This is a genomic window from Oscillibacter sp. GMB15532, from assembly GCF_041020825.1.
Classification (GTDB): domain Bacteria; phylum Bacillota; class Clostridia; order Oscillospirales; family Oscillospiraceae; genus Oscillibacter.
Genome location: NZ_JBEVTO010000007.1, coordinates 237603 through 243885 on the forward strand (window position 1 = coordinate 237603; position 6283 = coordinate 243885).

6 protein-coding genes are annotated in these 6283 nt (G+C 56.1%); 3 read left to right on the plus strand and 3 right to left on the minus strand.

All coding sequences use genetic code 11. The features are described from left to right. The first annotated feature begins 138 nt into the window (after positions 1–138). The 3 genes from ABVS15_RS10495 (at position 139) to ABVS15_RS10505 (ending at position 3033) form a co-directional block, all read left to right on the plus strand. Complete coding sequence (locus ABVS15_RS10495) at positions 139–654, plus strand: DUF2318 domain-containing protein (RefSeq protein WP_369283619.1); 516 nt, start codon at positions 139–141, stop codon at positions 652–654. A 287-nt stretch (positions 655–941) separates the two neighbouring features. After that, entirely contained in the window at positions 942–1643 is a 702-nt protein-coding gene (locus ABVS15_RS10500) for a response regulator transcription factor (protein WP_369283620.1), read from the plus strand. A 1-nt stretch (position 1644) separates the two neighbouring features. Next, positions 1645–3033, plus strand: coding sequence for a sensor histidine kinase (locus ABVS15_RS10505; RefSeq protein ID WP_369283621.1), 1389 nt, complete (start codon positions 1645–1647; stop codon positions 3031–3033). Between the two features lie 82 nt (positions 3034–3115). On the opposite strand, the gene ABVS15_RS10510 is transcribed toward ABVS15_RS10505, so the two are convergent. From ABVS15_RS10510 to ABVS15_RS10520, 3 genes are all read right to left on the minus strand, one after another. Further along, the gene (locus ABVS15_RS10510; RefSeq protein WP_369283622.1) at positions 3116–3670 is read right to left on the minus strand and encodes an NADPH-dependent FMN reductase; all 555 of its coding nucleotides are present in this window, start codon (positions 3668–3670) and stop codon (positions 3116–3118) included. A gap of 198 nt (positions 3671–3868) precedes the next feature. Beyond that, positions 3869–5029: a cobalamin-independent methionine synthase II family protein gene (locus tag ABVS15_RS10515; protein WP_369283624.1), complete on the minus strand. Its 1161-nt coding sequence runs from the start codon at positions 5027–5029 to the stop codon at positions 3869–3871. 94 nt (positions 5030–5123) lie between these two features. Further along, positions 5124–6050 (minus strand): LysR family transcriptional regulator, encoded by a 927-nt coding sequence (locus tag ABVS15_RS10520; RefSeq protein ID WP_369283625.1) that lies wholly within the window; start codon positions 6048–6050, stop codon positions 5124–5126. Positions 6051–6283: the final 233 nt, after the last annotated feature.

Consider the following 6283-nt stretch of genomic DNA (forward strand, 5'->3'; position numbering starts at 1 on the left):
TGCTCGGCGCTCCTGACCCGCCACCGTGTCCTTGAAAACGGCGGCTGCATCTCCGAAACACCATAAATTAAAACACCTGCTGCGCTTCAGCTTATATGGGCGGGGCGGCATCCCGAAATTTTAAGGAGGAACAACACAATGCTTACTCAGGTAAAACCCCACAAACACACAAAATGGAAAACCGCGGGGGCCTTCATATTTGCCCTTGCATCCGTCCTTGCTCTGGCCGCCTGCTCCGGCGGGACGAGCGGGGATGCCACACCCCAGACTTCCTCGGGCAGCGGCGAGGCCCTTGTCATCAGTCTGGAGGATATTACGGACCAGGCCTCCTTTTACCCAACAGAGGTCAACGGAACCGCTATGGAAGTCATCGCCGTGAAGGCGCCGGACGGCACCGTCCGCACCGCCTTCAACACCTGCCAGGTCTGCTATGATTCCGGGCGGGGATATTACGAGCAGTCGGGCGACAAGCTGGTCTGTCAAAACTGCGGCAATCAGTTTACCATGGACCGGGTTGAGGTCGAGGCAGGCGGCTGCAACCCCTGGCCGATTATGGATGAAAACAAAACCGTGACAGACGACTCCATCACGATTTCCTACGAATTTTTGGATCAATCGGCACAGATTTTTAAAAACTGGAAGGTGGAATACTAACCGGGATGTAAAGCCCGGAATCACCCGCCGCACAGACGGGAAACCGGCGCTTCATATCCGGGATAGGGTCATTTTCCGAAGCAAATGGAACGCGGCAGCCGATTGTAACCAAAGCCATTTTGGTTGCAATGTGCCAGCGGCAGGTATATCATGGAAACAGCCGTACCCGGAGCCACGGGGCTTTTTGCGGACGTTTCAAAAAACGGGAACCGCAATTCCGCGCGGTTCCCGTTATTCCGTCCGGATGGGCACAGGGGACGAATTTCACGACAGGGCAGGTGCCGCATATGACAAGGGACAGCAAAAACATTCTGGTGGTGGACGACGAACCGAAAATTCTGGAGGCCGTGGCTTCCTTTTTAAAAAGCAGGGGCTTTTCGGTTTACACCGCCGAAAACGGCACGCAGGCGCTGGAGCTTTTTGCACGGATGAACGTGGCACTGGTGGTGCTGGACCTGATGATGCCCGACATGCCGGGGGAAGAGGTCTGCCGGGCGATCCGGAAAAAGTCCCGGGTCCCCATTATCATGCTGACGGCAAAGGCGCAGGAAAACGACCAGCTGGAGGGACTTGGGCTGGGTGCGGACGACTATATTACAAAGCCCTTCAGCCTGAAGGTCCTGTGCGCCCGGATAGAAGCCCTGCTGCGCCGCGCCGGGGACGACCTGATTCCTCTGACCATGAAAAATTCATGGAATGACGGCGACCTTTATGTGGACTTTGCGCAGAATGTCATCAGAAAACAGGGAAGGCCTGTCAGCCTGACTCCCAACGAGCTGAAAATTTTATCCGCACTGGTGAAGTATCCCGGAAAGGTGTTTACCCGGGCCGAGCTGATTACCCTTGCTCTGGGTGACGAATTTGACGGCTATGACAGGGCCATTGACAGCCATATGAAAAATCTCCGGCAAAAAATAGAGGACGACCCCCGTTCGCCTGCATATATTCTCACGGTGCACGGGCTGGGCTATAAATTCGGAGGGGAATGACATGCGCAAACTCAGAGGGCAGCTATCCCTGACCATGGCGCTGATCGTGCTGTTTACCGTGGCGGTGATCAGCCTGCTGTCCAACGTCCTGATTGCCGGGGAATTTGAAAAATATATCATGGAGCAGCAAACAGCAAAGGCCGACGACATGATTTCCAATTTCAGCGGCCAGTATGACAGGCTGACAGAGCAATGGAACACGGAATATCTCCATGGCGCGGGGATGTACGCCCTGTACGACGGCTATATCGTCAAGGTATACGACAAGGAGGGCATTCTTATCTGGGACGCGGAAAATCACGACATGTCCGCGTGCCATCAGGTGATGACGGAAATCTCCGCACGGATGAAGAAATGGCGGCCCGATATGCAGGGCGCGTTTGCCGCCCACGACTATCCCCTCACCCAAAACGGGCAGGCGGTGGGTTCTCTCTCCATCAGCTATTACGGCCCGTACTTTTTAAGCGACAGTGATTTTCGTTTTCTCAGTGCCCTCAATACGGTACTCATTGGCGTGGGGCTGGCCTCGCTGTGCGCGGCCCTGCTTGTCAGCACCGTTCTGGCAAGGCGCATCGCGCGCCCGATTATCAGAACCTCGTATATCGCAAAGCAGATTTCCCATGGTGACTATTCCGCCCGCTTCGAGGGCAACACAGGAACGCTGGAGCTGGACGAGCTGACTGCCGCCATCAATCACCTTTCCGACCGGCTGGCCGGGCAGGAGCGGATGCGAAAGCAGCTGACCGCCGACGTTGCCCATGAACTGCGCACCCCGCTCACCACGCTTTCCTCCCATCTGGAAATGATGATTGAGGGCGTGTGGGAGCCAAGCGCAGAGCGGCTGCAAAGCTGCTATGAGGAGATTGGCCGTCTTTCCGGTCTGGTGGCGGATTTGGAGCGGCTGGAGGAGATGGAGCACGAAAATCTCGTTCTCCACAAAGCCCGGGTGGACCTGATGGAGGTTGTCCGCACCGTATGCGCCAGCTTCGCGGCGGACCTTAAAAAGAAAGACCTGTCCTTGACGGTGGAGGGTGGCTCCTCCGTTCTAGAGGCCGACCGGGACAAGCTGTGCCAGGTGATGGTCAATTTGCTTTCCAACGCCGTGAAGTACACCGGGGCCCACGGACACATCCGCGTCAGGGTGGAGGACGACGAGCGCCACGCCACACTGAGCGTGGAAGATGACGGCATCGGCATCCCCCCGCAGGAGCTGTCCCTCGTGTTTGAGCGGCTTTACCGTACCGACAAATCCCGGAACCGGGAATCCGGCGGCGCCGGAATCGGACTTGCGATTGTAAAGTCCATTGCGCTGGCCCACGGGGGAACCGTCCGGGCGGAGAGCCGGGGAGAGCAGGGAAGCCGGTTTATCATGGCCCTCCCAAAATTGTAACTTGAAAAAGGATGTGCCGTCGGCTAAGGCCGACGGCACATCCTTTCAGCTTTATGAGATAGGAATACGCGCGAACGCCGTGTCAATCAGCCAGCTTGTGGAAAAACACCATATATTCGTCCACAATCTTCTGGAAAAACTGGACCGTGTGCTCCACAATGTTTCCCTGTTCGTCCAGCAGGCCCGGAACGCTGCCGATATAGGCCTCCGGCTGCTGCAAAACGGGAACGTCCAGGCACACCAGCGTCTGGCGCAGGTGATGGTTGGCCCCAAAGCCGCCCACAGGACCCACGGAACCGCTGACCACCAGGCCGGGCTTCTTTGGCCACACGCTCTCGCCGTAGGGGCGGGAGCCAACGTCCAGCGCGTTTTTCATCGCAGCAGGCATGGAGCGGTTGTATTCCGGCGTGAAAAAGAAAACGCCGTCCACGGTTTTCAGGGTTTCCCTGAACGCGGTCCATGCCGCGGGGACCTTTCCCGCCGCGTCCAAATCCTCATTGTAAAGCGGCAGATTCCCGATTTCAATAAACACCGCTTCAAAGCCCTCCGGCAGTAAAGCAGCAAACTGCTTGGCAATCTTCTTGTTGTAGGAATCGGCCCGCAGGCTTCCGACGATAAACCCGATCTTTCTTGCCATGTTATGTTCCTCCTTTATCAGATAAGCAGTCCTGTATTTTCAGCATTGCATACCATGATTATACAAAACCATTGCCCACAATGCAATAGGGAGCAAGCGCCGATACCGTCTGCATAGCAGATCATATCGGCGCTTGCCCTTACAACCGTTCCGGAATGGGAAGGGGGGTGCTTTCATTGCGGAGCGATTTAAAAATTTTTACTCGCCCCAATAGCTCTGGGCCAGACGCTGGCCCTGATCGATCTTGGCCCACTGCTCAGCCTCGCTTAGCTCGTTTCCGCCGTCGCAGGAGGCAAAGCCGCACTGATGAGACAGGTACAGCCGCTCCTTGGGAATCATGGACGACGCCTCGTCCAGCAGACGGAGGACGCGGGCCTCGTCGTCAAGCTGATTGTTTTTGCTGGAGAGCAGACCCAGAACAATTTCCGTGTCGGGCCGGTCCTTAAACGCCGCCAGTGCTTCCAGAGAGCCGGCGCGGTCGTCGTCCCACTCCAGGAAGAACCGGTCGTACCGCTGCTGGCCCAAAAACAGCTTTGCAATGGCGCTGTAAGACCCGCCGCCCATGTTCCGGGAGGCATAGTTGCCCCGGCAGTTGTGGGTCCACACCGTCAGACCCAGAGAGTGGGCATAGTCGATGATCTGGTTGTTGATATTCACAAAGTCCTCGGCAAGGCCCAGCACCTCCGGAGAATTGGTGCCGCCGGTGAAGGGGGAATTGTCGTTGTCGGAGGCAAACAGCTCCCAGAGACAGTCGTCAAACTGAATGATTTTCCCGCCCGCAGCGGCGTATTCGGCTACAAATTCCTTGTAGGCCTGAATCACGCCCTGCTTTAAAGCCTCGTTGTCGGCATACACCTGACCGGGACCTGCCAGCTTGTCAAAAATGGCAAGCTCGGTATAGGCGTGGGCCGCCGCCCAGACGCACTGTTTCAGTGCCGCGCCCTCCGGTGCCACAGCCGCCAGCTGCTTGTAAATTTCAATAAAGTGGTGGTTCTTCCCGGACAGGGGGCCGGTGATGGCGATGCCGATGTCCCGGCGCGTCTCGAAATGACCGTGCTCGTCCTTGTCACGGAAAAAGTAGCCGTGGTCGGCAAACCGGCGCTCCGCACCGCCAAGACCCCAGATGAAGTCCAGATGCCACATGGATTTGGAATACTCGCCGTCCGTCAGCACCGTCAGCCCATGCTCGGCCTGCTTGGCTACAACGGCCTTTGTGGCCTCAGCCTCCGCCTGCTGATAGCCCGGAAAATCATCATAAAACGGATAGCGAATGTCTTCCCGGTCTTCAATTTTGCGCTTATAAGCTAGCAGCGCCTCGGGACGAAGCAGACTGCCCACCGTCTGAAATCTATTACTCATGGATGTTCCTCCTACGTGTTTGATGGGTATATCATAGCACGGCGTTAAACCCATAGGGTAACACTGATATCCTATTCCCATCCATAGCTTAAAGCTATATCGCTTCGCCGGGAACACCGTAATGCCGGATGGCCTTGTCCAGTTCCTCCAGATACAGCTCCGCCTGCGCGGTGAGGCGGATGGAGCGATGGGAAATCCAGCCCACCTCGATGGAGTCCTCTACCTGTAAGGGGATGGCGGCGATATTGTCGCCGTTGAGGTCGGCGCTGATGATGCCGGAAGAAATTGTGTACCCATCCAATCCGATCATCAGGTTGAACATGGTGGCCCGGTCAGTCACCTTAATGCTTTTTTTGTGAAACTCGGTGCTGAGAATCTCCTCCGAAAAATAAAAGGAGTTGTACTCCCCCTGCTCGTAGGTCAGGCAGGGATAATCCTCCAAATCCTTCAGTGTGACATATTCTCGCTTTGCAAGAGGGCTCGCGCTGCCGGTAAAAATATGGGGCTTGGCGGTAAACAGGGAGTGAAAGGTCAAGTCGCTTTCCCGCAAGAGCTTTTCAATCACCTTGCGGTTGAACGGATTCAGATAGAGAATGCCAATTTCGCTGCGCAGGGTTCTGACGGACTCCACAATGTCGTGAGTCTGGGTTTCCCGCATGGTCAGCTCATATTCGTCGGCGTTGGTTTTGCGGACCATGCTGACAAAAGCGTTTACCGCAAAGGCATAGTGCTGGGAGGAGACGCTAAACACCCGGCGAGGCGGTTTTTTGCTAAGATACCGCCGCTCCAGAAAGTCCGCCTGCTCGATTACCTGCCGGGCATAGCCCAAAAACTCCACGCCGTCCTGCGTCAGGGCCATGCCCTTGGATGTCCGGGTGAACAGCTCCACGCCGGTTTCGGTTTCCAGCTCCTTGATGGAGCTGGACAGGCTGGGCTGGGACAAAAAAAGATTGTCCGCCGCCTTGCTGATGGAGCCGCAGTTCACCGTTTCAATGAAATATTTTAGCTGCTGTAAGGTCATGGCCTGCTCGCCTCCTTTTCCCATATGAACCCGCAGAAATTGTTTCGCTGTCCTTCGCCCCGCGCCCGCCTTTTCTCACCGGAAAGTTTCGGCAAAAGCCCCTGACGTTTCACCCGATAGAAGGCCGCGCCAACCACTTTTTCGCCGTATTTACATAGGGTGGCCCCATTATAGGCAGAGAATCCACGGAAGTCAAGAACAAGCCCGGCGGCGATTTTATTTTTTAAAACCTA